This window comes from Kitasatospora sp. NPDC087314, from assembly GCF_044744365.1.
In the GTDB taxonomy this organism is placed as follows: domain Bacteria; phylum Actinomycetota; class Actinomycetes; order Streptomycetales; family Streptomycetaceae; genus Kitasatospora.
This window is the reverse complement of record NZ_JBIUYE010000024.1, coordinates 45239-69588: the sequence shown is the minus strand read 5'-3', so window position 1 is coordinate 69588 and position 24350 is coordinate 45239. Positions and strand designations below refer to the sequence as shown.

The following is a 24350-nucleotide window of genomic DNA, read 5'->3' as shown; positions in this document are numbered from 1 at the left end:
CGTGTCCCGCCACCGGTCCGGTGGCGGGACACGAGCCAGCGCCGGCTACGGACGGTTGGTCAGATCCGGTAACTGGTCGTTCTGTTCGACGGCCGCCGTCGGCGGATCGGCCGGATTCCGGGGCAGCAGGAGCGGGCTGGTGAGGATGGCGAGTCCGGCGACCGCGAGCGCGATGCGCGGGCTGGTGGCGTCGGCGAGCAGCCCGGCCAGCGCGGTGAAGATCGCGATTCCCGCCTGCTGGCCGATCAGCCAGGCTGAGAGCGTGCGGGCGACGCGGTGCGGGGGAGTGTGTTCGAGCCGGTAGGTGGCGACCACCGGTGTGAAGAGGCTCATGTTCAGGATGATCGCCAGCTCCACGGCAATCACCGTCACGAGGCCGATGGTACCGGGGCGGACGAGGACGAGGCCGATCAGCCAGACCACACGCAGGGTGCCGGAGACGCGCATGACCCGGTGCTGGCCGTACCGGGCCACGACCCGGGGCGCCAGTCGGGAGCCGATCAGCCCGCCGACGCAGGGGGCGGCGAAGGCGAGGCCGTACTGCCAGGGAGCGAACCCGAGGTCGCGCAGCAGGATGACGGCCAGCAGCGGCTCGGTGGCCATGATGAGCCCGGAGACGAGCATGTTGTTGAGGAAGAGCGCGCGCAGACCGTGATGGGCCATGATGTGCCGCCAGCCGTCCAGCAGGTCGCCGGACCGCAGCCGTTTCCCGCCGGACCTGCGCGGGGGCTCCTCGCGGCCGCGGATCGCGGTGATGCCGAGAGCGGAGAGCAGGTAGCCGGCCGCGTCGGCGACGACGGTGGCGACCGGTCCGAAGATGCCGATCGCCGCGCCGCCCAGCGGCGGCCCGATCGCGATGGAGCTCCAGTTCGTGGACTCGAACCGCGCGTTCGCCACGAGCAGGTGCTCCGGCCGGACGATGGTCTGGAGGTAGGCGCCGCTGGCCGAGTTGAAGGCGATCTTGGCGGCGGCGACGACGGCCGAGGTGATGAGCAGTTGGGCGAAACTGAGCCAGCCGAAGGCGTAGCACACCGGGACGGTCAGGATGACCGCGCACCGGGTCAGGTTCATGGCGATCATGACCGGCCGCTTGCGGCGGTACTCCACCCAGGGCGCGAGCGGCACCGCGATCAGTGCGCCCACGGTCGGCGCCACCGCGGACAGCGCGGACACCTCCGAGGTGCTGGCGTGCAGCGCCAGTACGGCGATCAGCGGAAACGCGCCGAACCCCAGCCCGGACCCGTAGGCACTCACCGCATAGGACGCCCACAGCCAGCCGAACGGCCGGCCCAGGGATCGTTTCGTCATGGAGCCTCGTGCCCTCTCCTTCCCGTGGCGGACCTCGCCGCGGGAACTCCGGGCATCAAATCAAGGCTGCGGAAGGAGGAGCAAACAACCGATCCGACAGGGAACCCCAACCATGCGTTGTGTCTTCGACGGAGGGTGAACCGTCAGTTGGGCGGGGTGCGACCCGGTGATCAGACCGGCCGGCCGCGCAGGGCCGCGGTCAGCGCGGTGAGATCCGGTGCCTCCGGCAGTCCACCCGCCAGTTCGGCGACCCGCTCGGCCTGATCGGGGGAGAGCGTCCGCTCGGCGTTGATCCGGAACTTGGTGATCAGTTCCGCCGGCGTGAGCGGGTTCTCCGGGCCGCCCCGGTTCACCTCGACCCGTTCGACGTGCCGGGAGCCGTCGGTGAGTTCGGCGGTCAGCACCGCGGGGAACTGGTGGGGGAAGATGCCGGTGCACCGCGCGTCCGGGACCACCCGGACCTTCTCGGCCAGGGCCAGCCGGTCCGCCGACTGCACCGCGGCATCGGTGAAGTCCTCGTGGGACACGCCCAGCCCGCCTCCGCCCAGCAGCGCCGCCGCGATCGTGAACGGACCGCTGAACGCGCCGTGGTATCCCGACTCCGGCCGGATCTTCGCCGCGTGGGGCTCGCCGATCGTGTGCACGACCGGCGCCGGGACCCCGAGGGTCAGGGCCGTGATGGCACCCGGATCGACCCCCTTCGCCCGCAGCCGCAGGGCGGCGTCGATGCCCGCATGGGTGAAGTGGTTGCACGGGTACGGTTTGACGAACAGTCGCCGGGCCTCCCAGCGGGTCCCGAGACCGTCGGTGAGCTGGTCGACATCGGCGCGATCACCGCAGAACGCGGTGAGGAAGCCGAACCGCCCCTCCAGCGCCGTGGTCGGACCGGTGATCCCGTGCCGGGCCAGCTCGGCGGCGACGACGCCCGCGTGGGCCGACCAGCCGCAGTGCGTGCGCTTGACCGTACCGCCGGTCCGATTGGCCTCGATGATCCCGGAGCCCATGCTGCAGGCGATGCCGATGACCGAGGTCAGCTCCTCCTCGCCGAGCCCGTACAGCATCCCGGCGGCGACGGCCGCGCCGACCGTGCCGCAGATGGCGGTGGCGTGCAGGCCGCGGTCGAAGAAGATCGAGTTGTTCGCGTCCGGGTCGTATCCGGCCATGCCGAGTCGGCAGGTGACCTCGACGCCGATCGCGGCGGCGTCGAGCAGTGCTCCACCGGACGCCCCCGTGGTCTCGGCGACCGCGAGCGCGGCCGGCAGCACCGCCGCGGACGGGTGCAGCACCGAGGGCAGGTGGGTGTCGTCGAAATCCAGGCCGTGCGCGAGGGTGCCGTTGACCAGTGCCGCCGCCGGAGCGGGCAGCCGTCGGGCGGCCGCGATCACCGTGGCCTGCGGTGCACCGGCCCAGGCCCCGGCCATGGCGGTCACGGCCGCGGCGACGCCGGTCGGCACGGCGGCGATGCTGTTCCCTAGGAGGTCCAGGACCCGCCCGGCCATCTCCGCACGGAAATCCGGGGGCAGGCCTGTCCGGGCGGTGGTGTGGGCCAGGTGCGCCAGCCGCTGCGCGGGAGTGCGGGTCATGCACCGGCCTCCTGTCGGGCGAGCGCATCGGCGAGGTCGACCAGCCACCTCGCGTTGGCCAGCAGCGCGGCGTCGACGAACCGGCCCCGGTCGTCGAGCCACGCGGCGGCGTCCCGCCCCACCTGGTCGGCGAGGCGTGCCCGGGCCGCGGCCACCTCGTCGGGATCCGGGGTGAAGATCCGGTTCACCACGCTCACTTGTTTGGGATGCAGGACCGACCGGCCGAAGAAGCCGCGCTTGCCGCCCGCGAGGGTGTCCGCGGTGAGGCCGGTCACGTCCGCGACGTCGGTCCAGGCGGCCAGCGGCGGACTGGGCAGCCCGGCGGCCCGGGCGGCGTTGACGATGCGCTGGCGGGCCCAGTCCAGCGCGCCGGTGTCGCCGAGCCGGAGGTCCGCCATGAGGTCGGCCTCGCCGAGCGAGAGCAGGGCGACACCGGCGTGGGCGGTGGCGATCCGGTAGGCGTTCTCCACGCCCAGCGCCGATTCGATGATCGCGTGCACGGTCAGACCGGACTCCACCGCCGCGGCCCGGACCAGGTCCGGGTCCTCGACCTTGGGAAGCCGCAGTCCGGCTGCGGCGGTTCCGGCCAGCGCCGCCAGATCGGCCGAACCCCACGGCGAGTCCAGCGCGTTGACGCGCACCCAGATCGGCTTGGGCCAGTTCTCCGTCAGGGCCTCGACCACCTGGTCGCGGGCGAGCCGCTTGGCGTCCGCGGGCACCGCGTCCTCCAGGTCCAGCACCACGGCATCGGTCTGCCCGGCCATGGCCTTGCCGAGCAGTTCGATCCGGTGGGCGGGAACATAGAGCCAGCTGCGAATCGGTTCCACCATCACCACTTCCCAGGGGGACGTCCGGTGCTCAGCGGCGGTTCGTGTCCGCCGAGCAACCGTCCCCGTCGTCGATGCCCGCGCGCCGACCGGCCCGGGCGGCGTTGCCCGGCGTCGGGCAACGCGGATCTCCGGAGGCGACCCCGGTCCTCGCCTCCGCTACGCCTCGGTCCCGCCGAGCAGCAGGTCCAGCCGGCGCGGCCCCCAGACGTGCCCGGTCGACCACTTCACGGCGTCGCCGGGAGCGAGCGTGAACTCCGGGATCGCGCGAAGCCATTCCTCCAGGGCGATGCGCATCTCCATCCGGGCCATGGAGGATCCGATGCACCGGTGGATGCCGACCCCGAAGGCCAGGTGGCGGTTGACCTCCCGGCCGATGTCGACCCGGTCCGCGGACGGGAACTCCGCGCCGTCCCGGTTGGCCGACGGCATCCCCAGCAGGATGGAGTCACCCGCGCTGAGCTGCGCACCGTGGAACTCGGTGTCGCGGGTGACCACACGGGCGATCTGGACGGGGGAGAAGGCGCGCAGGAACTCCTCGACGGCGGTGGGGATCAGCTCGGGCTCGGCCACGAGCCGCCGGCGGTCCTCCGGGTGCCGGGCCAGGTGCCACAGACTGCTGCCGAGGGCGCTCCACGTGGTGTCGATGCCGGCGGTGATGATCAGTACCAGGGACCCGATCAGCTCGGGGCCGGTCAGTTTGCGGCCGTCGATCTCGGCGGACAGCACGCAGCTCACCAGGTCCTCGCCGGGCTCCCGGCGCCGCTGCTCGATCAGGTCGTCGAGGAACGGCTGGGTCTGCGCCATCGCGGCCTGGATCTCCGCCATCTCGTTGGCCTCGAGGAGGGCGCGCATCTGCTCGGCGAACTCGTCCTGGCGGTCGTCGTCGCAGCCGATCATCCGCGCCATGAAGCGCGACGGGATCTTCTTGGCGTACTCGGCCGCGGCGTCGCAGCGGTCCCGGCCCGTGATCCCCGCCAGCAGTTCGCGGGCGTGTTCGCGGACCGACGGCTCCAGCGCCTTGATCTGCCGGGGGCTGAAGGCGGGGAGCAGCGTGCGTCGGAACGCGCCGTGCCGCGGTGGGTCCAGGGTGATCGGCGGCCGTTCGGCGAGGTCGTCGCCGAAGGCGTTCTTGGGCACGCTGATCGAGACCGAGGAGAACAGCTCGGGGTTCTTGGCCACGTCGTCGACCGCTTGGTAGCTCGCCGCGATCCAGTAGCCGCCGTGCTTCTCGCTGTGTGCCACCGGACAGCCGCTGCGCATGTCGTCGTACACCGTGAAGGGGTTCTCCGCGACGGGCGGGGAGAACAGGTCGAAATCGTTCTCGTAGGGCATGGTCGTGCTCACCTGCTCAGGAGTGCGAGGGGACGGACGGGGGATCCGGTGCCGCCGACGATCCGCAGCGGCGCCAGTACGAAGCCGAATTCCACTGCGGCACGACCGGCGAGTCCGTCGAACCGCATGTTCTCCACGATGTGGATGCCGGCGTCGACGAGCATGATCCGGTGTACCGGCATGATCGTGTGACCTCGTCCGGCCGGGATCTGCTCGAAGGCCGTGGTGTCGGTGCCCGCGGCGCGGATTCCCCGCTCCACCAGCCACCGTGCGGCGTCCGGGGTGACTCCGGGGACGCCGGTGTCGAACCCGAGGTAGGCCTGGGGGTCGTTCCACCAGCGGCTCCAGCCGGTGTTGATCAGACAGACCTCGCCCGCCCCCGGTTCGACGCCGGCGCGCCGCGCCGCGGCGGCCATCTCCGCGGCGGTGATGCCGTGGCCTGCGGGCAGGCAGTCCGTGCCGTGGAGGGCCGCGATGTCGAGGAAGGTCGCCCGGCACACCATCGGTTCGACGGTGTCGATGCCGTGCACGGAGAAGACACCACCGCGCTGGGCCTCGGCGCTGTCCAGGCCACCGTGCAGGAGGCCGTTCTGGGAGACGTGGGAGAGGGCGTCGATGTGGGTGCCGACGTGACCGCCGGTGGTGATGATCTCGCTGGCCGACGAACCGCCGTCGGCGCGCACCGCGTCGCCGTGCCGCCGTGCCAGCGCCATCCGGAACCCCGGATGGTTCGGCGAGCACGGCATCCCGTTCGCCAGGGGCTGAGCCAGGTCCACGACCTCCACTCCGCTCGCCAGTGCGGCGAGCAGGCGGTCGGGGCCGGCGGGGGATCCGGTCATGACACGTCCGGGAGGAGTTCCATGGCGCGAGCCAGTTCGAGCACCCGACGCGCGTTGGCGACGATCGGTGGCGCGACCAGCCGCTGACGGTCCGACACCACGACCGCGGTGTCCTGCTCGCCGGCACGATCGGCCGCCTCGCAGATGCCGACTGCCTCGGCGATCTCGTCGGGCGTCGGCCGGTAGACCTGGTGGATGATCGGCAGTTGGTCGGGATGAATGGCCATGCGCCCCATGAAGCCGAGCCGCTTGCCGTGCAGGCAGCTGTCGCGCAGTCCCTCGGGGTCGCGCACCTCGGCGTAGACGCTCTGGCAGGGACTCGGCAGTCCCGCCGCGCGGGAGGCCATGACCACCCGGATGCGGGCGGCGTCCATCGTCCGTCCGTCCAGTTCGCAGCCCAGGTTCACCCGGAGGTCCGATTCGCCCAGCCCCAGCATCGTCACGGCGGGCGACGCCGAGGCGAGCGGGTAGGCGACCTCCAGCGCGGCGGCCGACTCGATGAGGAGCTGGACGCTGGCCGGATGGCCGAGCTCGGCGAGCAGCCCCGTGACGTGGGCCAGATCGTCGAGGCCGCGCACCTTCGGCAGGCGCAGCCCGCTCAGTGCGGGCCCGGCGACCGCGAGCACGTCATCGATGCACAGCCCGCTCGCGATGGAGTTCACCCGCACGAACGTCGGCTTGGCGACGGCGCCCGAGACGACGTCGGAAACCAGCTCGCGAGCGTATTGCTTTTTCGAATCCGGTACGCCGTCCTCCAGGTCGAGCACGACTGCGTCAGCGTCGGAGGAATATGCGCTTCCGATTCGCTTCAGGTGGTGACCTGGTACGTAGAGGTAGCTCAGGAACAGTGAGCGGGTACTCGCGGACTGCCCTGCGGAATGGTGTGGCTTGGAAAGTTGCACTACACCCCCAAAGGCGGGTATCGTGGCGGCGTCACAATTTGACATGCTAAAGCCAGTAAATGTCGAATTATTTTTACGCAGGACGAGTCGGGAAAGTAAGTGGACCTTGGTGCAGGGCGAAAATTGTGTACCTAAGGCCACTTTGTCTCGATCATCCCGCATGGTATGACTCAAGGCTGTCGTGCCGAGTCGTCGGCAAGTGGGTGCGCACAATGCGCGAATGCGGTGAATGGGATGGTTCATGAGTAATTCGGGCGATGAGCAGCAGGGGACGTCGTTCGGGTCGAACGCGGCCGGGTACACCGAGCACCGGCCGGACTACCCGCGCGAGGCGATCGAGTGGGCGCTCGTGCCGGTCGCGGACCGGCCGCAGCTGACGGTCCTCGACCTGGGCGCGGGGACCGGTCAGCTGACCAAGGGGCTGCGGGCCGCCGGGATCGCGGTGGTCGCCGTGGAGCCCGACGCGCGCATGCGGGACGAGCTGGTCCGCAACCACCCCGGGGTCGAGGCCCACATCGGATCGGCGGAGAGCATCCCGCTGCCCGACGCGTCGGTCGACGCGGTCCTGGCGGGCAACGCCTTCCACTGGTTCGACCAGGAGAAGGCCTTTCCGGAGATCGCCCGGGTGCTGCGCCCGGGCGGGGTGGTCGCCGCACTGTGGAACGACGACGACGCGCGCGTCGACTGGATCGCCGGCCTGGCGCGGATCTTCGGCTGGGACAGCACGACGTCGCCCACCGACCGGCTGCGGCAGCACCCGCTGTTCACCGACCTGGAGCACGCCGACTTCCGGCACGGCCAGCGCTGCACCACCGACTCGATGGTCGCCCGCATGGGGACCCTCTCCCCCGTCCTGGCGCTGCCGGAGCAGGAGCGCGGTGAACTGCTGGGCCGCATCCGCCGGCACCTGGACGAGCACCCGGACACGCAGAAGGGCGAGTTCGATCTGCCGATCCGCCTCACGGTGACCCGGGCGGAGCTGCGCGGGGCGGGCGAGTAGCGGATATCCGAGGAATTCTTGCGGCGGCTTGCGGACACCCGGCGAACGGGTTCCGCAGCCGCCGCTCTTCGATTCTGTACGCCGTTTCCCGGAGTCATTTAACGGAATGTTTTCCCGGTGCCGTGGCGACGGTGCCGGAATCCGCCCACACGCCGCGGGAAATGCGCTTCGGATCGGGTCCGCGAACTGCGGGCGGTGAATCCGCCGGTGAACCCTTCGTGTGAGAAAAAGTGTGATGTACCAAGGTTCACTTTACGCATATCCACCGGCTGGGTGAAACTGAAGGCATGTCAACCCCGCACGAGGATCCATTTTATCCGATGGACCGGACGCCCGGGTGCCCGCTCGATCTGCCGGTGAAACTCCGTGAACTCGCCAAAAACGCCCCGGTGTCCCGGGTGCGGATCTGGGACGGCAGTACACCGTGGCTGATCACCGGGTACGCCGAGGCCCGGGAGGTGCTGACCGATGCACGGGCCAGCTCCGACCAGAGGTTGCCGGGATACACGTTCGCGGCGCCGCAGGCGAAGGCGTTCCACACCCGCAACCGCTCCATGCCCACCGTCGACGACCCGGAGCACGCGTACCTGCGGCGCATGGTCACCGCGGACTTCTCGAACCGGAAGGCGGAGGCCCTGCGCCCGGTCTTCCAGCGGACCATGGACGAGCTGGTCGACGCCATGCTCGCCGCCGGGAACACCGCGGACCTGTTCGCCGACCTCGCCGTGCCGATGTCGTCCAAGGCGATCTGCGAAGTCCTCGGCGTGCACCACAGCGAGGGCGAGCGGTTCGCCGCGCTCGGCAGGATCATGGCGGTGCCCGGTTCTCCCGACTCGGTGCACACCAGGGTCGTCGAGGACATGCGCGCGCTGCTGGGTTCGCTCGTGCAGCAGGCCCACACCGATCCGGGAGACGGCGTGATCGGGCACCTGGTGCGCGCCGGCGAACTGCCCGACGAGGAGATCGTCGCCACCGCCCTGCTGGTGATGGCCGCCGGACACGGCGCGACCGCACACATGACCACGCTCGGGACGATGGCCCTGCTGACCCACCCCGACCAGCTCGAGCTCGTCCGGGAATCGCGCGATCCGGTGTTCATCGCGAACGCCGTCGAGGAGCTGCTGCGCTACCTCAGCGTCGCCCACCTGGGAAGGCGCCGGGTGGCCAAGGAGGATCTCGAGGTCGGTGGTGTGCTCATCCGCAAGGGTGAGGGCATCATCGTCGCGACCGACACGGCGAACCATGATCCGCGGGCGTTCGACGGGGATCCCGACGCTCTCGATCTGCACCGTGACGCCCGGCACCATCTCGCCTTCGGGTTCGGTGTGCACCAGTGCCTCGGACAGCAGCTCTCGCGGGTCCTGCTGCAGGTGGTGTTCGGAACGCTCTACCGGCGCATTCCGACCCTCGAACTCGCGATCCCGGTGGACCAGATCTCCTACAAACTCGATCTGGCCATCTACGGGGTGAATGAACTTCCGGTGAAGTGGTGACCGTCGACGCGGGGAGAGGCTTCGTGCGCATCAATCTGGACAGGGAAAAATGCATCGGATCCGGCCAGTGTGTCCTGGCCGCGCCCGATTGGTTCGACCAGGACGAGGACGGAATCGCCGTCGTCCTGGAGGAGGAGACGACCTCCGAGGGTGAATCGGAGGACGTGCGCCTGGCCGCGTTCACCTGCCCGGCGCTGGCTATCAGTCTGGACTCGGAATAACAGGATGACCGTGGAGCCCGTAGCCGGCGATCTCGCCGACCTGTCACCCAGCGCCGTCTCCCTGAGAGGCAGTTGGGACGACCTGCCCGCGACCGTCGTCGCCGCGATCGAGTCGAACGCCGGACCCGTCGAGCGGGTTCAGCCGGCACGGGACGGTTACAGCAGCCACGTCGCGGCCACCGTGTGGAGCGGCCAGGACCGCGTGTTCGTCAAGGGGCTGCGCACGGACCATCCGGCGGCGCTCGCCCAGGGCTGCGAAGTGGCGGTCAACCCGTTCGTCGTCCCGCTCGGGCCGAAAGTGCTGTGGCGCGTCGAGGCCGACGGCTGGGACGTGCTCGGCTTCGAGTACCTGGAGGGCCGCCGCGCCGAGTACCACGCCGGATCCACCGACCTGCCGCTGGTGGTCGACGCGATGGCGGAACTCGGCGCGGTGGCCGGCCAGGACGCCCCGGTTCCCCGGGCCGAGCAGCGCTGGGCGCCGTACCTGGACGATCCGGCGACGGCGCGGCTGCTGCACGGGGACACCCTGCTGCACACCGATTGGCACCACACCAACATGCTCGTCACGCCGACCGGGCACGTCCGCCTGGTCGATTGGGCCACCGCCACCCGGGGGGCGGCGTGGATCGATCCGGCCTGCTGGGTCGTGTGGCTCGTCTACGCCGGGAACTCGCCGCGCACGGCGGAGCAGTGGGCCGAGCGGGTCCCCGCCTGGCGGTCCGCGGAGCCCGGCGTGCTCGACGCCTTCGCGGACGTGCTGGCCAGGTACTGGCAGTACGTCGCGGTCCACCATCCGAACCGCATGACCGGCGAGCTCCGCGACGCGAGCGCGCAGTGGGCGGCATATCGCCGGTCCGCCGGGCCGGCAGGTCAGTGAGGACGAACCCATGAAGTATGTCCCCCTCGGCGCGAGCGGACTCGCCACCTCGGTCTACGCGCTCGGCACCGCGACATTCGGGGGCAGTACCGACGAAGCCGAGGCGATCCGGGTGCTGGACACCTTCGCCGACGCCGGCGGCCTGCTGATCGACACGGCGGACGCGTACGGCGACGGCATGGGCGAGGTGCTCATCGGCCGGTGGCTGCGTACCCAGACGGCGGAGGTGCGCGAGCGGATGCTGCTGTCGACGAAGGGCGGCGGCTTCACGACCACGGCGGGCCGGAACCAGTGGGGCAATACGCGGCACAACCTGACCCGCGCGCTCGAGTCGTCCCTGCGCAACCTCGGCGTCGACTGCGTGACGCTCTACCAGGCGCACACCTGGGACCCGCTGACGCCGCAGGAGGAGACCCTGCGGTTCCTCGACGACGCCGTGCGTGCCGGCAAGATCCGCTACGTCGGCATCTCGAACTACACCGGCTGGCAGCTGCAGAAGGCCGTCGGCTTGGCCGACTCCATGGGGCTGGCCAGGCCGGTCACGTTCCAGGCGCAGTACAGCCTGCTGTGCCGGGAGGTCGAATGGGAGATCGTCCCGGCGGGCCGGGCCAACGGTCTGGGGCTGCTCGCGTGGTCGCCGTTGTCCGGGGGCCTGCTCAGCGGCAAGTACGCACCGCACGGCGCGCCCGAGGGCCCGGCGAGGTTCGCCGACCAGCGCGAGCGCGGGAAGATGCATGCCGCCTACGTCAACGCCCTGTACCGCTCGCACGCCGCCAGCGACCGCACGTGGCAGATCCTGAGGATCCTCGACGAGATCGCCGTCGCGAGGAACGTCTCCCCGGCTGCCGTCGCGCTGGCGTGGGTGACGGCTCAGCCGGGCGTCAGCGGTGCCGTCCTGGGGGCGCGCGACGCGCGGCAGCTCGCGGACAACCTCCAGGCCCGGTGGATCACCCTGGAGGACGAGGAGGTCGCTCGCCTCACCGAGGCGAGCGACCCGAGACCGGCCGGCTACCCCTACGGCGCCTTCGGCGCGATGCAGCGGAGCCGGACGATCGAATGAGCCGACCGGACGGGTCAGCCCAGCGTCGCGGAGATGAGGACGTAGCCGAACTCCGGCGTGTTGGAGAAGTCGCGGGTCGCCGTGATCAGGGCGTCGACCTTGTCCGAGTTCCCCTCCTCCACCAGCTGCTCCCGCACGTCCTCCCAGGCGTCGGCGAGGAGGTTCCCCGTACGCGCCACGTTGTCACTGATGTCCAGGACGTCGAGACCGGTGAAGCCGTGCGAGGACAGCTGGGCGAGGTAGTCGTCCAGGGGGCCGACCGTGTGCACGCCGAAGGTCTCGCAGATCCGCTGGACGGCCTGCAGGCCCTCCTCGCTGATCGGCGTCCGCAGCACGAAGTCCGCGATCACGAACCGGCTCTTCGGCCGCAGCACCCGCGCCGTCTCGGCCAGCGCCCGGTCCCGGTCCGGGACGTGGAACAGCGATTCCAGCGCCCACGCGGCGTCGAACGAGTCATCCGGGAACGGCATCTGCTGCGCGTCCGCGTACTCGAACGTCGCACGGTCCGCGAGACCCGCCTCGGCCACGCCGGCCCGGGCCTGCGCCACCTGGGACTCACTGATCGTGATGCCGACCACGTCCACCGGGTGGGTCCGGAGCAGCCGGGTCGCCGGCTTGCCGATGCCACAGCCGATGTCGAGCACGCGCTGTCCGGACTGCGGGGCCAGCCGCTCGATCATCAGATCGGTGAGCCGGTCCGTCGCCACCTCCGGGGGCGCGTCGTCGTTCTCGTCGTGCCAGTACCCGTTGTGCAGGTTACCGCCCCAGCGGTCTCGTATTTTTCCTGCTACGCGAACTTTTCCACTGCCGTTGTAGAAATTCGCGACGTCGCTGTTCGTGCCGGATGGTCCGACCGTCATGGCGTCACTTCCTTGCGAGATCCGGATACCTCTGAGGTCCTTGTAGAATGTAATGACCCCCGGGAGCGACCAGAAGTGGACCTTCGTACACGCGCGCATATATGTACGAAGGTAGTATTCACCCGCCCGCGCGGATCCGATAGAACCGGATGAGGATTCCGGCGTGCCGGGTGGAAGGATGGGGCGATGTCCGAAGAGCGGGCTGAAACAGATTTTGATCATCACTCGGCGGAGTACGCCGCCGACCCCTGGGCCGCGAACATCGCGATGAACACCCATTGTCCGGTGTCCTACAGCCGGAAGCACGGCGGCTTCTGGCTGGTCTCCGGATTCGAGCAGGTGTCCCGCGTCGCGCACCAGCCCGAGCTTTTCTCGTCCGCACACGAACTTCCCAATGTTCCGGGCCGGCCGCAGGGCACCGTCGTCCCGGCGTCGTCGTTCCGCGGTCTTCCGCTCGAAATCGACCCGCCGGAATACACGGAATGGCGCAAGGCGCTCAACACCTTCTTCTCCCCGCCGGCCGCCCGGCGGCTGCGCCCGCGCATCCAGCAGTACGCCACCTGGTGCGTCGACAAGTTCATCGAGAGCGGCGAGATCGACCTGGTGCTCGACCTGTCGAACCCGGTGCCCGCGCTGATCACCCTCGAACTCGTCGGGCTGCCGATGGACGACTGGCGGGTCTACGCCGACGTCCTGCACGCGCTGGTCTACACCCACCCGGGAACCCCGGAGTTCGACCGTGTGGAGGCCGACTTCGCGCGGCTGATCGAAGAGGTGCGGGCCCTGGTCCCGAAGCGCCGCGCCCACCCGGGCGACGACTTCATCAGCTTCCTGACCCAGGTCGAGATCGGGGGGGAGAAGCTCTCCGACGAGGACGTCGTCGGCGTCTGCAACGCCGTCATCCCCGGCGGGGTCGACACCACGACCGCCCTGCTCGCCTCGACCCTCGACTACCTCGACCGCAACCGGGACGCCCGGAAGACGCTCATCGACTCGCCCGAGCGGATCCCCGAGGTGTGCGACGAGTTCCTGCGGTACTTCACCCCGGTCATGGGCGCCGGGCGCACCGCCATGGCGGACACCACGGTGGACGGCTGCCCGATCCGCAAGGGCGAGCGCGTGCTGCTGTCGTGGGCCGCGGCCAACCTGGACGCCAAGGTGTTCCCGCAGCCGGAGGTCATCGACCTGGACCGGGACGCCGGCCGGCAGGCGGCGTTCGGTGTCGGAATCCACCGGTGCATCGGACGCCACATCGCCCGCATGGACTTCGAGGTCGTGATCGGCGAGGTCCTGGCGCGCATGCCGGACTACCAGATCATCGCGGGCGAGGCCGAGAAGTACCCCACCGTGGGGCAGATCCACGGCTACCTGCGGATGCCGGTGCGGTTCACCCCCGGCGAGCGCATCGGCTCGGAATCGGCGACCAACCCTCTGCCGGCGGCACTGTCCAAGTGACCGGCCGGAGAACACCTGCGGGAGGCGACATGGCACGGCAGCCCAGAGTGCTGCGGCTGGGAGCGATCATCGACGGTCCGGGAGGACACATCGCCGCATGGCGGCATCCGTTGACCCGGCCCGACGCCCAGCTCGACTTCGAATTCCACCGCCGCAATGCGCGCACGCTCGAACGCGCGGTCTTCGACTGCCTCTTCGTCCCCGACGTCGTGGCGTTGTGGGGCACCGACGTGGAGCACCTGAGCAGGACCGCGCGCAACGAGCACTTCGAGCCGCTCTCGCTGCTCTCCGCGTTCGCGGCGGTCACCGACCACATCGGTCTCGCCGCGACCGCGACCACGACGTACAACGAGCCCTACGACATCGCCCGCAAGTTCGCCTCCCTCGACCACCTCAGCGGCGGCCGGGCCGGATGGAACGTGGTGACCTCGGCCGCGCCCTGGGAATCGCGCAACTTCGGCTTCGACGAACACATGGAGCACGATCTTCGCTACGTCCGGGCGGACGAGTTCATCTCGGTGACGAACCGGCTCTGGACCAACGGCCGCGAACCGGTGGACCACGCGGGACGGTTCTTCAGCGTGCGCGGCCCGCTCGACGTGCCGTCCCCGCCGCAGGGCCGGCCGGTGATCTTCCAGGCCGGCGCGTCCCCGGTCGGGCGGGACTTCGCCGCCCGGCACGGCGAGGTGCTGTTCACCCGGCACACCAGGCTGGCGGACGCCCAGGAGTTCTACGCCGACCTCAAGAGCCGCGCGGCCGCGTACGGCCGTGATCCCGAGTCGATCCAGATCTGGGTCGGTCTGCAGCCGATCGTCGCCGACACCGAGGCCGCCGCCCGGGACCGGTTGCGGGAGCTGCAGGAGCTGATGCCCGACATCGTCGCGTTGCGGGCGCTCCAGGACCAGCTCGGCGACGTGGACCTGACCGGCTATCCGCTGGACGGACCGGTGCCCGACCTGCCGGTGTCCAACCACTCGCACAGCACCGCGCAGCGCTGGATCGAGCTGGCCAGGCGGGAGAACCTGACGCTCCGTCAGCTCTCCCTACGCACGGCCGGCGACATCGTCGCCGGCACCCCGGAACAGCTCGCGGACCACATGGAATCCATGTTCACCCAGGGAGCGGCCGACGGGTTCATCGTCGACTTCCCCTACCTGCCGGGATCGTTGGACGACTTCGTCGACCACGTCGTGCCGGAGCTGCGCCGGCGCGGCCTGGTGCGTACGGCCTACACCGACGGCACCCTGCGGGACAATCTCGGTCTGACCACCGCGTCACGGGTAGGTGTGAAATGACGATCGCGCTGTTCACCATGCTGCCCTCCGGCCCCGACGGGGGTGGCGGATTCGCTCGGGCGCGCGATCGGGCACGCGCCGCGCAGGACAGCGGCATCGACGCCCTGATCCTGCCGGACCGGCGCTCGGTCGGCCCGGACGGCCCGGACGGCTTCGAGGCGGGCACGCTCGCCGCGGCGCTCGCGGTGGCGACCGAGGGGATCGGCCTGGTCCCCGCGATCTCGACCGAGTACGCGGCGCCGTACCACGTCGCCCGGGTGCTCGCGACGATCGACCAGTTCGGCGGCGGCCGGGCGGGATGGGCGATCGCCCCGCCGGCGGTGGCGGCGGACGCGGCGAACCACCATGCCGACGCTCCCGCCCCGATCGCGGCGCAGCGGGCCCGCGCGGACGAGTTCGCCCGGGTGCTGGCCGGGCTCTGGGACAGCTTCCAGGACGACGCCTTCCTCCGGGACCGCGAGTCGGGCGTGTACTTCGTGCCGGAGCGGCTGCGCAGCCTCGACCACCGCGGCGAGTACTTCGCGGTGGCCGGTCCGCTGAACATCGCCCGTCCGCCGCAGGGACACCCGGTGCTGGTCCGTCGCGTTTCCTGCGCCGAGGACGCCGCCTCCGCCGCCGCGTTCGGCGACCTGGCGATCGTGCCGCTGGAGTTCTCCGACGCCGCAGCGGACGTGGCGCACGCGCTGGACGGCGCGTGCGGTGCCGCCGGGCGGCGCCGGGAGGACGTGCGGCTGCTCCTGGAGCGGACGGCCGACACCCCCGTGGACGAGCTGCTGCGCGAGGCGGAAGCCGGACCGGCGGACGGATTCGTCCTGGTTCCGTCCGCGGACGCCGGGTTCGAGACCGCGCTGGAGACGGCCCGCGCGGTGCGGCAGAAGTTCCCCCAGGGCGCAGGCACCACGTTGCGTGCCCGCCTGGGACTGCCTCGCCCGGCCGGCCGCTGACCGACACGTGGGCCTGACCGCCACCCGGGTGGCGGTCAGGCCCGTCGCGTGCAGGTCCGTCGATCAGTCGAGCAGCCGGCCGGCCAGTGCCCGCTGATCGTCCTGCGTCCAACCGTGGGCGGCGAGCCATGCGCGGACGCCGCCGAACCGGTCGTCGAAGGTCGCGAGCAGATCCTGCAGGTAGGCGGGGCGGGGCAGGAGGCTCGCGAACGGCCGGGAGCTGATGTCGGCTGCGTACAGGGGGTTGTCGCGCAGCCGCTCCACGATCTCGGCCATCTGCTCGCCGGAGCGCACGTAGTCCGCGACGACCGCCTCCCTGCTCACCCCGATCGCGTCGAGGGCCAGTGCGCACACCACCCCGGTCCGGTCCTTGCCCATCGCACAGTGCACCACCGTCGCTCCCGTGCTGTGCGCGATGACGCGCAGCGCCGCCAACACGGAGTCCGGCCGTTCGTCGCAGTAGCGGAGGTAGTGCCCGGTCGATCCGGCGGGCTTGGGCCGACCATCCGCGCCCGCCCGGTTCCAGGGCATCGCCCGCTCGGTGTCCACCCGGTCCGGGCCCTGGGCCGAGCCCGGGGGAGACTCGGCGAGCAGCGACAGGTTGTGGATCGTGACACCGGGCACCCGGGCCAGCGGCCCGGGTGCCTCGCGCCGTACCTCGGCGGTGCTGCGCAGGTCGATGACCTCGCGGACGCCCAGCGTCCGCGTGAGGTGTTCGACGTCCGCCGGGGTGAGTTCCTGGAGGCCGCCCGACCGGATCAGCCGGCCGAACCGGGTGACGCCGTTCGTCGTGGTGGGCAGTCCGCCCAGGTCACGGATGTTCAGCGCGCCCGCCAACGCAATCCGCCGGGTGCCGGAGCTCATCGCGCAACCTCCGCATTCGCGGTCAGGGGCAGCGGCCGCAGGTCGGCGCCGTCCGTGGAACCCGGTCCGATCCAGCGGGCGAGGGGCGCCTGCGGGGTGTACCCGGGCCAGCCCGGATCACCGTCGCGCGCCAGGCGCACGAGCCCGCTCTGCTCCTGCGCCCCGACCGCCCGGTCGGTCTCGGTGCCCTCCGGTCCGTCCGCGTCGCAGAACAGCGCCGCGGTGTCGGCGGCGTGCACGGCGCGGCGGGCGATCCCGGGGTACCCGGCAAGATGCGAGGTGGTCGGGTGGTAGTCGAACACCTGGGCCCAGCAGGGAGCGGTACCGGCGGTGCCCGGGCCCGGCGTGTTCAGCGCGGACAGCAGGCGCTCGGCCGGGCGGACGTAGAGTTCCTCGGACAGCCGGCCGACCTTCTCCTCGCGGGTCCTGCCGTCGGCATCGCCGATCAGCCGGGAGTACTTCGAGTCGACGGCCGCCCCCTCCTCGACGATCTCCAGGATTCCCGCTTCCTCCGAGGTCACCGAGACCAGCACGGGGATCGGGTCCGCGCGATCCGCGATCGCCGGCAGCGGCGGCCGCGGGATCAGGTCGCCGTCGACCACCGCGTGGTACCGCACCTGGCCGGCGCGCAGGGTCTGCGAATGCGCGTACCGCAGCGCCACGTTCGACAGCCCGGCCAGCGCTCCGGCGTCGTTCGCGAGACTGCCCGCGGCGCTCAGGAAACGCTCCGCGAGCCCGGCCGCGTCCTCCCGCGACTGCGCGAGCTCGGCGTTGCCGCTGTAGACGGCGGCCTTGTGGAACAACCCCGCGGCCGAGGGGACGCCCAGCAGGGTCGCCACGTCGGTGCCGCCGGTCGACAGTCCGAAGATCGTCACGTTGCCCGGGTCTCCACCGAAGGAGGCGATGTTGTCACGAACCCAGCTCAGCATCAGCAGCTGGTCGCGCACCGCGAGGTTGGTGCTGTCGGCGAATTCCGGGTCGAGGTCGGCCAGCGACAGCCAACCCCACGGCCCCAGACGGTAGTTGGCCGTCACGATGACCAGGTCGTGCCGGGCCGCGTAGGCCCACGGGTCGACGGTCCGCATCGTTCCGCCGACCATGTGGCGACCGGGGTGGAACCAGACCAGCACCGGCTGGGGATCGGGGCGTTCCGGCCGCGCCGACCAGATGTTGAGGTTGAGGCAGTCCTCGTGTTGCACGGCGTCCGGGTACAGCGGACTCCAGCGCTGCGGTGTCGGGGACATGGGCACCTGCCAGCTCACCGGGCCCCACCGAACGGCGTCGACGGGGTTCCCGGCGGTGGCCGGAAGGGCCGGCCGGAACCGGCCCGGAATTCGTCCGTACGGTATTCCGCGCCAATTCGGGACGCCGCGATCGAGGAATCCGCGGACGGGTCCGGAGGTGGTCTCGATCGCTGACACGCTGTCTCCTAGTCTTCGAACTCACACTCGTCGAGCCAACTGCAGGAATGTGCCCGAAGTGGTGCGGACGGTTCCGCCGCGACTCTCGATCACCTCGCGCACCCCGTCGAACAGGGCGGACCGGTCCGTGGGCGCCATGCGCTGATGGTCGCTGAACGTACCGATCAGCCCGATCCATTCGTCCGCGTTCAGGGCAAGGCTCCAGCGGTAGTTCCGCTGGGCCGCCGCGACGAATTCCGCGCTGTCCGCCAGCGGATCCCGGACACCATCCGTGCTCTTCTGCCGGGCCCCGCCCACCTGGACTCCGGGGGCGTGCTTCCGGTAGACCCCGTCGAGCTCCACGAGCGTCGGATCGTCCAGTACGTGGAAGCTCCAGAAGCGGGCGATGTGCCCGCCGGGCGCCAGTACCTGCGCGGCCTTCCGGGCGCCCTGTGCCGGGTTCACCCAGTGCCAGGCGTCCGCGCTGACGATCAGGTCGAACTGCCGCCCGCCCGGCTCCCAGGCCTCGAACGTCGTGGTCTCGACGGGCAGGCCCCGGCGCCGTGCGACGTCGGCCATCCGGTCGTCCGGCTCGATCCCGGACACCGAGAGCCCCCGCGCGGACAGCGCCGCGGACGCCTTCCCGGTGCCGCACCCGACGTCGAGGACGTCCGTCGCGCGCAGCCGCACGAGGTCGTCGATCAGGTCGACCGGGTACTCCGGGCGGTAACGATCGTAGTGCTCGGCCGTGGCGCCGAACGATTCGGCACGGGCACGGTCGAGATGACGTGTGCTGAAGGACATGGTATGTGTTTCCCCCGCCACGTGGACCGGCTGAAGTTCGGCAGTCAGCATGCCGAGGTTCCCCATGTAACCGGTATCGCTGTGAGAGGTGAAGTGAACCTTCGTGCAGAATCACCGGTGTACCAAGGTCCACTTCACACCGGCGTCGAACGATCGATAGAAGTGGGCAGTGTCCAGTATTCTGCCGACCCCGGAGGGCGATTCGATGCCGGAGCAAGAGTTCTGTCCGGACGGTTCGCCGGCGCCCCTCGCTGATGTGAAGGTCATCGACATCGGGACTTTGTTGGCGGCCCCGTTCGCGGCGGCGATGCTGGGTGATTTCGGTGCCGACGTGATCAAGATCGAGCACCCCACCGGAGATCCGCTCCGCGGGTACGGCTACCAGTGCGACGACGTTCCGTTGCTGTGGAAAGTCGTGAACCGCAACAAGAAGAGCGTCGTCCTGGACCTGAAGGACCCGCAGAACCACGACCGGTTCATCGAATTGGTGGCGGGTGCCGATGTCCTGATCGAGAACTTCAGGCCCGGCACGCTGGAGCGGTGGGGGCTTTCCCCCGACGTGCTGCAGAAGGCCAATCCGGACCTGGTCGTGACGCGAGTGACCGGGTTCGGCCAGGACGGCCCGTACGCGGGCCGGCCCGGATTCGGCACCCTCGCGGAGGCGATGAGCGGCCTCGCGGCGATGTCCGGGGACCGCGACGGCCCTCCGCTGCTCCCCGCGTTCCCGCTGGCGGACGTCATGGCCGGCCTGCAGGCCGCCTGCGCGACCCTGATCGCCCTGCACGCCCGGCAGCGGATCGGACGGGGGCAGGTGGCTGACGTCTCGATCACCGAGGCCATGATCGCGGCGATGGGCGCCCAGGTGATCGCGTACGACAAGCTCGGAGTCAAACCCCGGCGGGTCGGAAGCGGCTCGGACAACAACGCGCCCCGCAACGTCTACCGGTGCGCCGACGGGCGGTGGGTGGCCGTGTCGGCGCCCGCGCGGTCCGTGGCCGAGCGGGTGGTCCGCCTGGTGGGCCGGCCCGAGCTGGCCGACGAACCGTGGTTCGCCTCCGGCCGTGGCCGGGTGTCACGCCGTGAGGTGCTGGACGACGCGCTCGGACAATGGATCGGCCGCTTCCACCGGGACGAGGTGATCGTCGCGTTCGAGGAGGCCGGGGCCGCGGTCGCGCCGATCTACGAGGTGGATGACGTGCTGCAGGACCCGCACTTCCAGGCGAGGCAGGCCACGGTGACCGTACCGGACAGCGAACTCGACAGCGTCCGCATGCCGAACGTGGCATTCCGGCTCTCCGAGACGCCGGGACGGATCCGCTGGACGGGCCCGCAGCTGGGCGAGCACACCGACGACGTCTTGAACGGAGACCACCGATGACCGCGACCGCCGAGGACCAGCGCTGGAAGGTGCTGGACCCGTCATCCGACCCGGCCGACCCCGACGAATACCTGCGGACCGCGGTCCGCTGGCACTTCGGTGCGGAGACCGGGTCCCCGTTCTGGCTGCGGCGCATGGGGCAGCTGGACTTCGATCCGCTGACGGAGGTGCGGACCTACGACGACCTGCAGCGCTTCCCGAACGTGGTGGACGAGCTGCGCAGCGTGCCGGTCGAGGACCTGATACCGCGCGGCTACGGCCCCAACCCGCCCGCCCCTCGGGTCTTCGAGAGCGGCGGGACGACCGGCGCGCCGAAGCGGGCGATCTTCATGCCGGACTGGATCGCCGACTCCGTGGACCGGATGCTGAAGGGCCCCCAGTTCGCGGACCGGGAGCCGTCCAACATCCTGGTGCTCACACCGACCGGACCGCACAAGATCGGCTGTATGTACGACTACATCGCCGAACGCCAGAACACCGTCAAGTTCTGCATCGACATGGATCCCCGGTGGGTCAAGAAGGTCATCGCGAGCAAGCAGGCGGACCAGGCCGAGGCGTACGTCGAGCACATCCTCGACCAGGCGGAGCACATCCTGGCCACCCAGCGGGTCGGGCTCCTGGTGACCACCCCGCCGGTACTGCGCGCGTGCGCGCGCCGGCCGCGGCTGGTCGAGCTCATCAACGCGAAGGTGGAACTGATCTTCTGGGGCGGCGCCCACATGACCGTCGACGAGCGGTTCGCCCTGCGCCACGAACACTTCCCGAACGTGCGCATGATCAGCCGGTACGGCAGCCTGATGATCCTGGAGAGTGCCACCGAGCGCCCGGGGCTCGGCCCGGACGAGGACATCGTGTACGACCCGCGGAGCCCCGTGGTGACCTTCCGCGTCGTCGACCCCGCAACGGGCCGGCCGGTGGAGTACGGCGAACGCGGGCAGATCGTGATGAACCACGTCAGCAAGGGCATGTTCCTGCCCAACAACCTCGAACGCGACACGGTGATCCGCGTTCCGGGACGACCCGGACAGATCGGTGATTCGGTGTCCTCCCCGGCTCCGGTCGACACCTTCGCCGGTGAGAAGGTCATCGAGGGTGTCTACTGACCCCTACCGTGCGCACCGGTTCGGGCGGTCCGACGGCCGAACCGGGGTCCCGGCCGATACGGCGAGGTCCGCCCCTGCCCGGGCACGGGTGAGGGCGGACCTTCGGGATGCCGTCGGTGACACGGCCGATCTTCCGGTGCGTCACTTCCCCGGCCGGGACGGAACCAGGCTCGCGTACCGGGAGTCGGGCGCCGGGCGGCCCTTGGTGCTGTTGCACGGCTTCTTCTCGTCCGGGACCCAGAACTGGGTGCGGTCCGGGTTCTCCGCCGCCCTGGTCGAACGCGGTCACCGGCTGATCATGCCGGACCTGCGGGCCCACGGCGCCAGTGCCGCACCCCGCGACGCCGCCCGCTACCCACCCGACGTGCTCACCGACGACGCCTTCGCGTTGATCGAGCACCTGGAACTCGCCGACTACGACCTCGGCGGATACTCCCTGGGTGCCCGTACGGTCGTCCGGATGCTGGTGCGTGGTGCGGCGCCGCGCCGGGCGGTCATCGCCGGGCAGGGGCTGCGCGAAGTCACCGGTCACGGCGGCACGGTGGCCCGGTACCTGCGGCACGTCTTCGGCAATCTCGGCACGTTCGAACCCGGCTCGGCCGAATGGAAGGCCGAGCAGTGGCTGATCTCGACCGGGGGCGATCCCCGGGCGCTGCTGCACGTCCTGGACTCGGTCGTCGACACGAGCGCCGACGCCCTGACCGGGATCAGGGTGCCGGCGCTCGTGGTGGTGGGTGCCGACGACGATCGTGACGGCTCCGCGGACGCCCTTGCCAGGGCCTTGCCCGACGGAACGCACGCGGTGGTGCCCGGGAACCACACGACCGCGATCACCGCTCCGGAACTGGCGGTCGCGGTCGCGGGGTTCCTCGCGGATCAGTAGCGACGCTCTCCGTTGCCGTCGACCGGCGACCACCACTGGGTGTAGTTCGTCCCGCCGTCGCCGAAGATGCCGCCGTACCCCTCGACCACCTTGCCGTTCTCCCACTTGAGCATCTGCACGCCGGAGATGTCGAGCACGTCGAAGGGGGAGGTGCTGCCCTCCGGCGCACCCTCACGCACGGCGTGGATCTTGTTGGCGTCGATCGAGTAGCCGTCCTCGTTGTTGATGAGCAACGTGACGGGCTGCATGGTCCACGAACCGCCGGACGCCTTGAGCATTTCCTGCACGTAGGACAGGAAATCGTCGAGCCCCACCCGCCAGCCGGATCCGGCGTGGCTGCCCGGAGCGAGGAAACGCAGGTCCTCGGACCAGTACAGTGCGGTCTTCTCCCGGTCGCCGCAAGTCACCGCCTCGTACGCGGCAGCGACCAGTTCCGGCGTAACCTCAGTCATGTATCCTCCGCTTGCATATAGCAGACTTCACGATTTTCGCCGTCGTGCGGTCCGGTCGCGCCGTCGAATCCGATTCGCGCGGCACTGCCGACCGGCACCCACGTGTAGAAATTCCGCCCATCGGGAGCGGATTCTATCGGACCAATTTATACGCAGAAATCTCCCGGGGCGAAAGCTGGACCTTCGTACAGGTGGCCATGGGATATGTACGAAGGTGCACTTCTCCGGCCGAATTCCGGATGATAGAATGCGTGCGGAGGAATTCTCGGTGAATCGTCAAGACCTGTCCAAACCTTGCGGCGGTCTTGGTGAATCGTCATTACTTCGTGGAGTTGCCCGACTTTCCTGAGACCTGTCGGTGCGGGCGATCCGGCCGGCCGCGGACCTCGTGGACGTGGCTGCTCTCGGTTCTTGGGCCATCGACGGGGAGTCGGTGCGTTCGAGCGGGCGACGGATTTCGCGGATGACGTCGTCGTGAATCTGCCGGCCCGGTCGGTCCGGCTCCGGCGGGATTGTCGAGCGGTGCGCGGAAATTCTCACGAGTGCGAGTGGTGGCGGCCGGCCAAGGGTGGCGCGTCCGTCGGTGGGGCTGATCAGGCCGACGTGGCAGGTGCGGGCGGTGTGGTGCGCCCTGCCCGGCAGGACCGGTGCGGCGGTCCGTCGGACTGCGCCTCCCGGCGGTTGCGGCCGTGACGCGCGGCCCGTCCCGGGCGTGGGATCACCGGCTCGGTGCCGGTGTGCCGATCATACGGAGCGGAGGGCACCAACGGGAATGGGCTCCACGTTGTTTTCCGTGCGCTCCCTGAATTCGATGATGCTCCTCACCTTGGGCGCATCGGAAACCGTCGCGTCCTGTGAGGCCTTCTGATAGGCGTACGCGGCGAGCCCGGCCTGGAGTCGTGACTCCACACCAATCTTGCTCATTATCCGGGCGACATGGGCCTTGACGGTCCGCTCGGTGATCCCCAGTTTCGTCGCGATGGTTCGGTTCGAAGACCCCATGCCGAGCAGGAAGAACACCTCGACCTCTCGGGGTGTCAGCAGTGCGGCCCTTTCCGCTTCGCTGTCCCAGGTGCGCGGTTCCATGCCGAGTACGCGGACCTCCGGCTGAACCTCCGACACCTGCCACACCGTACAGGAGAGTTCCTGCTGAATGGTGGGCGCCATCGGGTGCTCGGGCGCGCCGCATATTTCGCGCATGCGCGCATCGATGTTCGCGGGGTGGACCTCGGACCGCTCCAGGGTGTCGGCCAGGTTGGCGAACCCCTTGCTCCGGCGGACGACGTTCAGGAACTTGGCCAGAGCTTCCTTGTCCTCCCAGAGCTCTTGCACGGTGCTGATGATCAGTGACTTCAGATATTCCGACTCGGATACTGCCTCGGCCGTGGTCACACCTGTCCCCCTCCTGGTGATCGGAGGGCCAGCCAATCAACCGACGGCCGTGACTCGCAAGACCCTTGGTCGGGA

The 24350-nt window shown here is 70.2% G+C and carries 23 protein-coding genes; 11 read left to right on the top strand and 12 right to left on the bottom strand.

Annotation, left to right across the window (positions count from 1 at the left end; translation table 11 throughout):
- Positions 1-45: 45 nt before the first annotated feature.
- The 6 genes from ACIO5E_RS37265 to ACIO5E_RS37240 form a co-directional block, all read right to left on the bottom strand.
- Positions 46-1308, bottom strand: coding sequence for an MFS transporter (locus ACIO5E_RS37265; protein WP_400676607.1), 1263 nt, complete (start codon positions 1306-1308; stop codon positions 46-48).
- A gap of 170 nt (positions 1309-1478) precedes the next feature.
- Complete coding sequence (locus ACIO5E_RS37260; protein WP_400676605.1) at positions 1479-2891, bottom strand: MmgE/PrpD family protein; 1413 nt, start codon at positions 2889-2891, stop codon at positions 1479-1481.
- Positions 2888-3721: an HpcH/HpaI aldolase/citrate lyase family protein gene (locus ACIO5E_RS37255; protein ID WP_400676603.1), complete on the bottom strand. Its 834-nt coding sequence runs from the start codon at positions 3719-3721 to the stop codon at positions 2888-2890. The genes ACIO5E_RS37260 and ACIO5E_RS37255 overlap by 4 nt, the downstream gene beginning before the upstream one ends.
- Before the next feature lie 156 nt (positions 3722-3877).
- Positions 3878-5053: a cytochrome P450 gene (locus ACIO5E_RS37250; RefSeq protein WP_400676601.1), complete on the bottom strand. Its 1176-nt coding sequence runs from the start codon at positions 5051-5053 to the stop codon at positions 3878-3880.
- A gap of 8 nt (positions 5054-5061) precedes the next feature.
- The gene (locus tag ACIO5E_RS37245) at positions 5062-5892 is read right to left on the bottom strand and encodes a cyclase family protein (protein WP_400676599.1); all 831 of its coding nucleotides are present in this window, start codon (positions 5890-5892) and stop codon (positions 5062-5064) included.
- Positions 5889-6794: an HpcH/HpaI aldolase/citrate lyase family protein gene (locus ACIO5E_RS37240; RefSeq protein WP_400676597.1), complete on the bottom strand. Its 906-nt coding sequence runs from the start codon at positions 6792-6794 to the stop codon at positions 5889-5891. The genes ACIO5E_RS37245 and ACIO5E_RS37240 overlap by 4 nt, the downstream gene beginning before the upstream one ends.
- Before the next feature lie 241 nt (positions 6795-7035).
- On the opposite strand from ACIO5E_RS37240, the gene ACIO5E_RS37235 reads away from it, so the two are divergent.
- From ACIO5E_RS37235 to ACIO5E_RS37215, 5 genes are all read left to right on the top strand, one after another.
- Positions 7036-7794, top strand: coding sequence for a class I SAM-dependent methyltransferase (locus ACIO5E_RS37235; protein ID WP_280680369.1), 759 nt, complete (start codon positions 7036-7038; stop codon positions 7792-7794).
- Between the two features lie 287 nt (positions 7795-8081).
- Positions 8082-9287, top strand: coding sequence for a cytochrome P450 (locus tag ACIO5E_RS37230; RefSeq protein WP_400676595.1), 1206 nt, complete (start codon positions 8082-8084; stop codon positions 9285-9287).
- Positions 9284-9508 (top strand): ferredoxin, encoded by a 225-nt coding sequence (locus tag ACIO5E_RS37225; protein WP_400676593.1) that lies wholly within the window; start codon positions 9284-9286, stop codon positions 9506-9508. Before ACIO5E_RS37230 ends, ACIO5E_RS37225 begins: the two co-directional genes overlap by 4 nt.
- Positions 9509-9512: 4 nt before the next feature.
- Positions 9513-10385: a phosphotransferase family protein gene (locus ACIO5E_RS37220; protein ID WP_400676591.1), complete on the top strand. Its 873-nt coding sequence runs from the start codon at positions 9513-9515 to the stop codon at positions 10383-10385.
- Between the two features lie 10 nt (positions 10386-10395).
- The gene (locus ACIO5E_RS37215) at positions 10396-11445 is read left to right on the top strand and encodes an aldo/keto reductase (protein ID WP_400676589.1); all 1050 of its coding nucleotides are present in this window, start codon (positions 10396-10398) and stop codon (positions 11443-11445) included.
- A gap of 14 nt (positions 11446-11459) precedes the next feature.
- Here ACIO5E_RS37215 and ACIO5E_RS37210 read toward each other — a convergent pair whose 3' ends face one another.
- Positions 11460-12305 (bottom strand): methyltransferase domain-containing protein, encoded by an 846-nt coding sequence (locus ACIO5E_RS37210; RefSeq protein WP_400676587.1) that lies wholly within the window; start codon positions 12303-12305, stop codon positions 11460-11462.
- A 186-nt stretch (positions 12306-12491) separates the two neighbouring features.
- Here ACIO5E_RS37210 and ACIO5E_RS37205 point away from each other — a divergent pair, with 186 nt between their 5' ends.
- Genes ACIO5E_RS37205 through ACIO5E_RS37195 form a run of 3 tightly spaced genes read left to right on the top strand, consistent with a single transcriptional unit; the run spans position 12492 to position 15999 of the window.
- Positions 12492-13760: a cytochrome P450 gene (locus ACIO5E_RS37205; RefSeq protein WP_400676585.1), complete on the top strand. Its 1269-nt coding sequence runs from the start codon at positions 12492-12494 to the stop codon at positions 13758-13760.
- Between the two features lie 29 nt (positions 13761-13789).
- Positions 13790-15055 carry an LLM class flavin-dependent oxidoreductase gene (locus tag ACIO5E_RS37200; RefSeq protein ID WP_400676584.1) on the top strand — a complete coding sequence of 422 codons (1266 nt, stop codon included), beginning with the start codon at positions 13790-13792 and terminating at the stop codon, positions 15053-15055.
- Positions 15052-15999: an LLM class flavin-dependent oxidoreductase gene (locus ACIO5E_RS37195; RefSeq protein WP_400676582.1), complete on the top strand. Its 948-nt coding sequence runs from the start codon at positions 15052-15054 to the stop codon at positions 15997-15999. The genes ACIO5E_RS37200 and ACIO5E_RS37195 overlap by 4 nt, the downstream gene beginning before the upstream one ends.
- A 63-nt stretch (positions 16000-16062) precedes the next feature.
- On the opposite strand, the gene ACIO5E_RS37190 is transcribed toward ACIO5E_RS37195, so the two are convergent.
- The 3 genes from ACIO5E_RS37190 to ACIO5E_RS37180 are packed head-to-tail and all read right to left on the bottom strand — an operon-like array spanning position 16063 to position 19118.
- Positions 16063-16863 carry a tyrosine-protein phosphatase gene (locus tag ACIO5E_RS37190; RefSeq protein WP_400676580.1) on the bottom strand — a complete coding sequence of 267 codons (801 nt, stop codon included), beginning with the start codon at positions 16861-16863 and terminating at the stop codon, positions 16063-16065.
- On the bottom strand, positions 16860-18284 hold the full coding sequence (locus ACIO5E_RS37185) for a carboxylesterase family protein (RefSeq protein ID WP_400676578.1): 1425 nt from the start codon (positions 18282-18284) through the stop codon (positions 16860-16862). The genes ACIO5E_RS37190 and ACIO5E_RS37185 overlap by 4 nt, the downstream gene beginning before the upstream one ends.
- A 21-nt stretch (positions 18285-18305) precedes the next feature.
- Positions 18306-19118, bottom strand: a complete 813-nt coding sequence (locus ACIO5E_RS37180; protein WP_400676576.1) for a class I SAM-dependent methyltransferase — start codon at positions 19116-19118, stop codon at positions 18306-18308.
- A 205-nt stretch (positions 19119-19323) separates the two neighbouring features.
- Here ACIO5E_RS37180 and ACIO5E_RS37175 point away from each other — a divergent pair, with 205 nt between their 5' ends.
- The 3 genes from ACIO5E_RS37175 (at position 19324) to ACIO5E_RS37165 (ending at position 22431) form a co-directional block, all read left to right on the top strand.
- Positions 19324-20445 carry a CaiB/BaiF CoA transferase family protein gene (locus ACIO5E_RS37175; RefSeq protein ID WP_400676574.1) on the top strand — a complete coding sequence of 374 codons (1122 nt, stop codon included), beginning with the start codon at positions 19324-19326 and terminating at the stop codon, positions 20443-20445.
- Complete coding sequence (locus ACIO5E_RS37170; protein ID WP_400676572.1) at positions 20442-21548, top strand: phenazine antibiotic biosynthesis protein; 1107 nt, start codon at positions 20442-20444, stop codon at positions 21546-21548. The genes ACIO5E_RS37175 and ACIO5E_RS37170 overlap by 4 nt, the downstream gene beginning before the upstream one ends.
- Positions 21549-21684: 136 nt before the next feature.
- The gene (locus ACIO5E_RS37165) at positions 21685-22431 is read left to right on the top strand and encodes an alpha/beta fold hydrolase (RefSeq protein ID WP_400676570.1); all 747 of its coding nucleotides are present in this window, start codon (positions 21685-21687) and stop codon (positions 22429-22431) included.
- Here ACIO5E_RS37165 and ACIO5E_RS37160 read toward each other — a convergent pair.
- Positions 22425-22883: a hypothetical protein gene (locus ACIO5E_RS37160; protein ID WP_400676568.1), complete on the bottom strand. Its 459-nt coding sequence runs from the start codon at positions 22881-22883 to the stop codon at positions 22425-22427. The two genes, ACIO5E_RS37165 and ACIO5E_RS37160, sit on opposite strands and share 7 nt — an antisense overlap.
- Positions 22884-23627: 744 nt before the next feature.
- Positions 23628-24275, bottom strand: a complete 648-nt coding sequence (locus ACIO5E_RS37155; protein WP_400676566.1) for a response regulator transcription factor — start codon at positions 24273-24275, stop codon at positions 23628-23630.
- Positions 24276-24350 lie beyond the last annotated feature (75 nt).

Excerpts from the sequence above, each read along its gene's own strand:
- ACIO5E_RS37265 (WP_400676607.1), bottom strand. The coding sequence starts at position 1,308 with ATGACGAAACGATCCCTGGGCCGGCCGTTCGGCTGGCTGTGGGCGTCC.
- ACIO5E_RS37260 (WP_400676605.1), bottom strand. The coding sequence starts at position 2,891 with ATGACCCGCACTCCCGCGCAGCGGCTGGCGCACCTGGCCCACACCACC.
- ACIO5E_RS37255 (WP_400676603.1), bottom strand. The coding sequence starts at position 3,721 with ATGGTGGAACCGATTCGCAGCTGGCTCTATGTTCCCGCCCACCGGATC.
- ACIO5E_RS37250 (WP_400676601.1), bottom strand. The coding sequence starts at position 5,053 with ATGCCCTACGAGAACGATTTCGACCTGTTCTCCCCGCCCGTCGCGGAG.
- ACIO5E_RS37245 (WP_400676599.1), bottom strand. The coding sequence starts at position 5,892 with ATGACCGGATCCCCCGCCGGCCCCGACCGCCTGCTCGCCGCACTGGCG.
- ACIO5E_RS37235 (WP_280680369.1), top strand. The coding sequence starts at position 7,036 with ATGAGTAATTCGGGCGATGAGCAGCAGGGGACGTCGTTCGGGTCGAAC.
- ACIO5E_RS37230 (WP_400676595.1), top strand. The coding sequence starts at position 8,082 with ATGTCAACCCCGCACGAGGATCCATTTTATCCGATGGACCGGACGCCC.
- ACIO5E_RS37220 (WP_400676591.1), top strand. The coding sequence starts at position 9,513 with ATGACCGTGGAGCCCGTAGCCGGCGATCTCGCCGACCTGTCACCCAGC.
- ACIO5E_RS37215 (WP_400676589.1), top strand. The coding sequence starts at position 10,396 with ATGAAGTATGTCCCCCTCGGCGCGAGCGGACTCGCCACCTCGGTCTAC.
- ACIO5E_RS37210 (WP_400676587.1), bottom strand. The coding sequence starts at position 12,305 with ATGACGGTCGGACCATCCGGCACGAACAGCGACGTCGCGAATTTCTAC.
- ACIO5E_RS37205 (WP_400676585.1), top strand. The coding sequence starts at position 12,492 with ATGTCCGAAGAGCGGGCTGAAACAGATTTTGATCATCACTCGGCGGAG.
- ACIO5E_RS37200 (WP_400676584.1), top strand. The coding sequence starts at position 13,790 with ATGGCACGGCAGCCCAGAGTGCTGCGGCTGGGAGCGATCATCGACGGT.
- ACIO5E_RS37195 (WP_400676582.1), top strand. The coding sequence starts at position 15,052 with ATGACGATCGCGCTGTTCACCATGCTGCCCTCCGGCCCCGACGGGGGT.
- ACIO5E_RS37190 (WP_400676580.1), bottom strand. The coding sequence starts at position 16,863 with ATGAGCTCCGGCACCCGGCGGATTGCGTTGGCGGGCGCGCTGAACATC.
- ACIO5E_RS37180 (WP_400676576.1), bottom strand. The coding sequence starts at position 19,118 with ATGCTGACTGCCGAACTTCAGCCGGTCCACGTGGCGGGGGAAACACAT.
- ACIO5E_RS37170 (WP_400676572.1), top strand. The coding sequence starts at position 20,442 with ATGACCGCGACCGCCGAGGACCAGCGCTGGAAGGTGCTGGACCCGTCA.
- ACIO5E_RS37160 (WP_400676568.1), bottom strand. The coding sequence starts at position 22,883 with ATGACTGAGGTTACGCCGGAACTGGTCGCTGCCGCGTACGAGGCGGTG.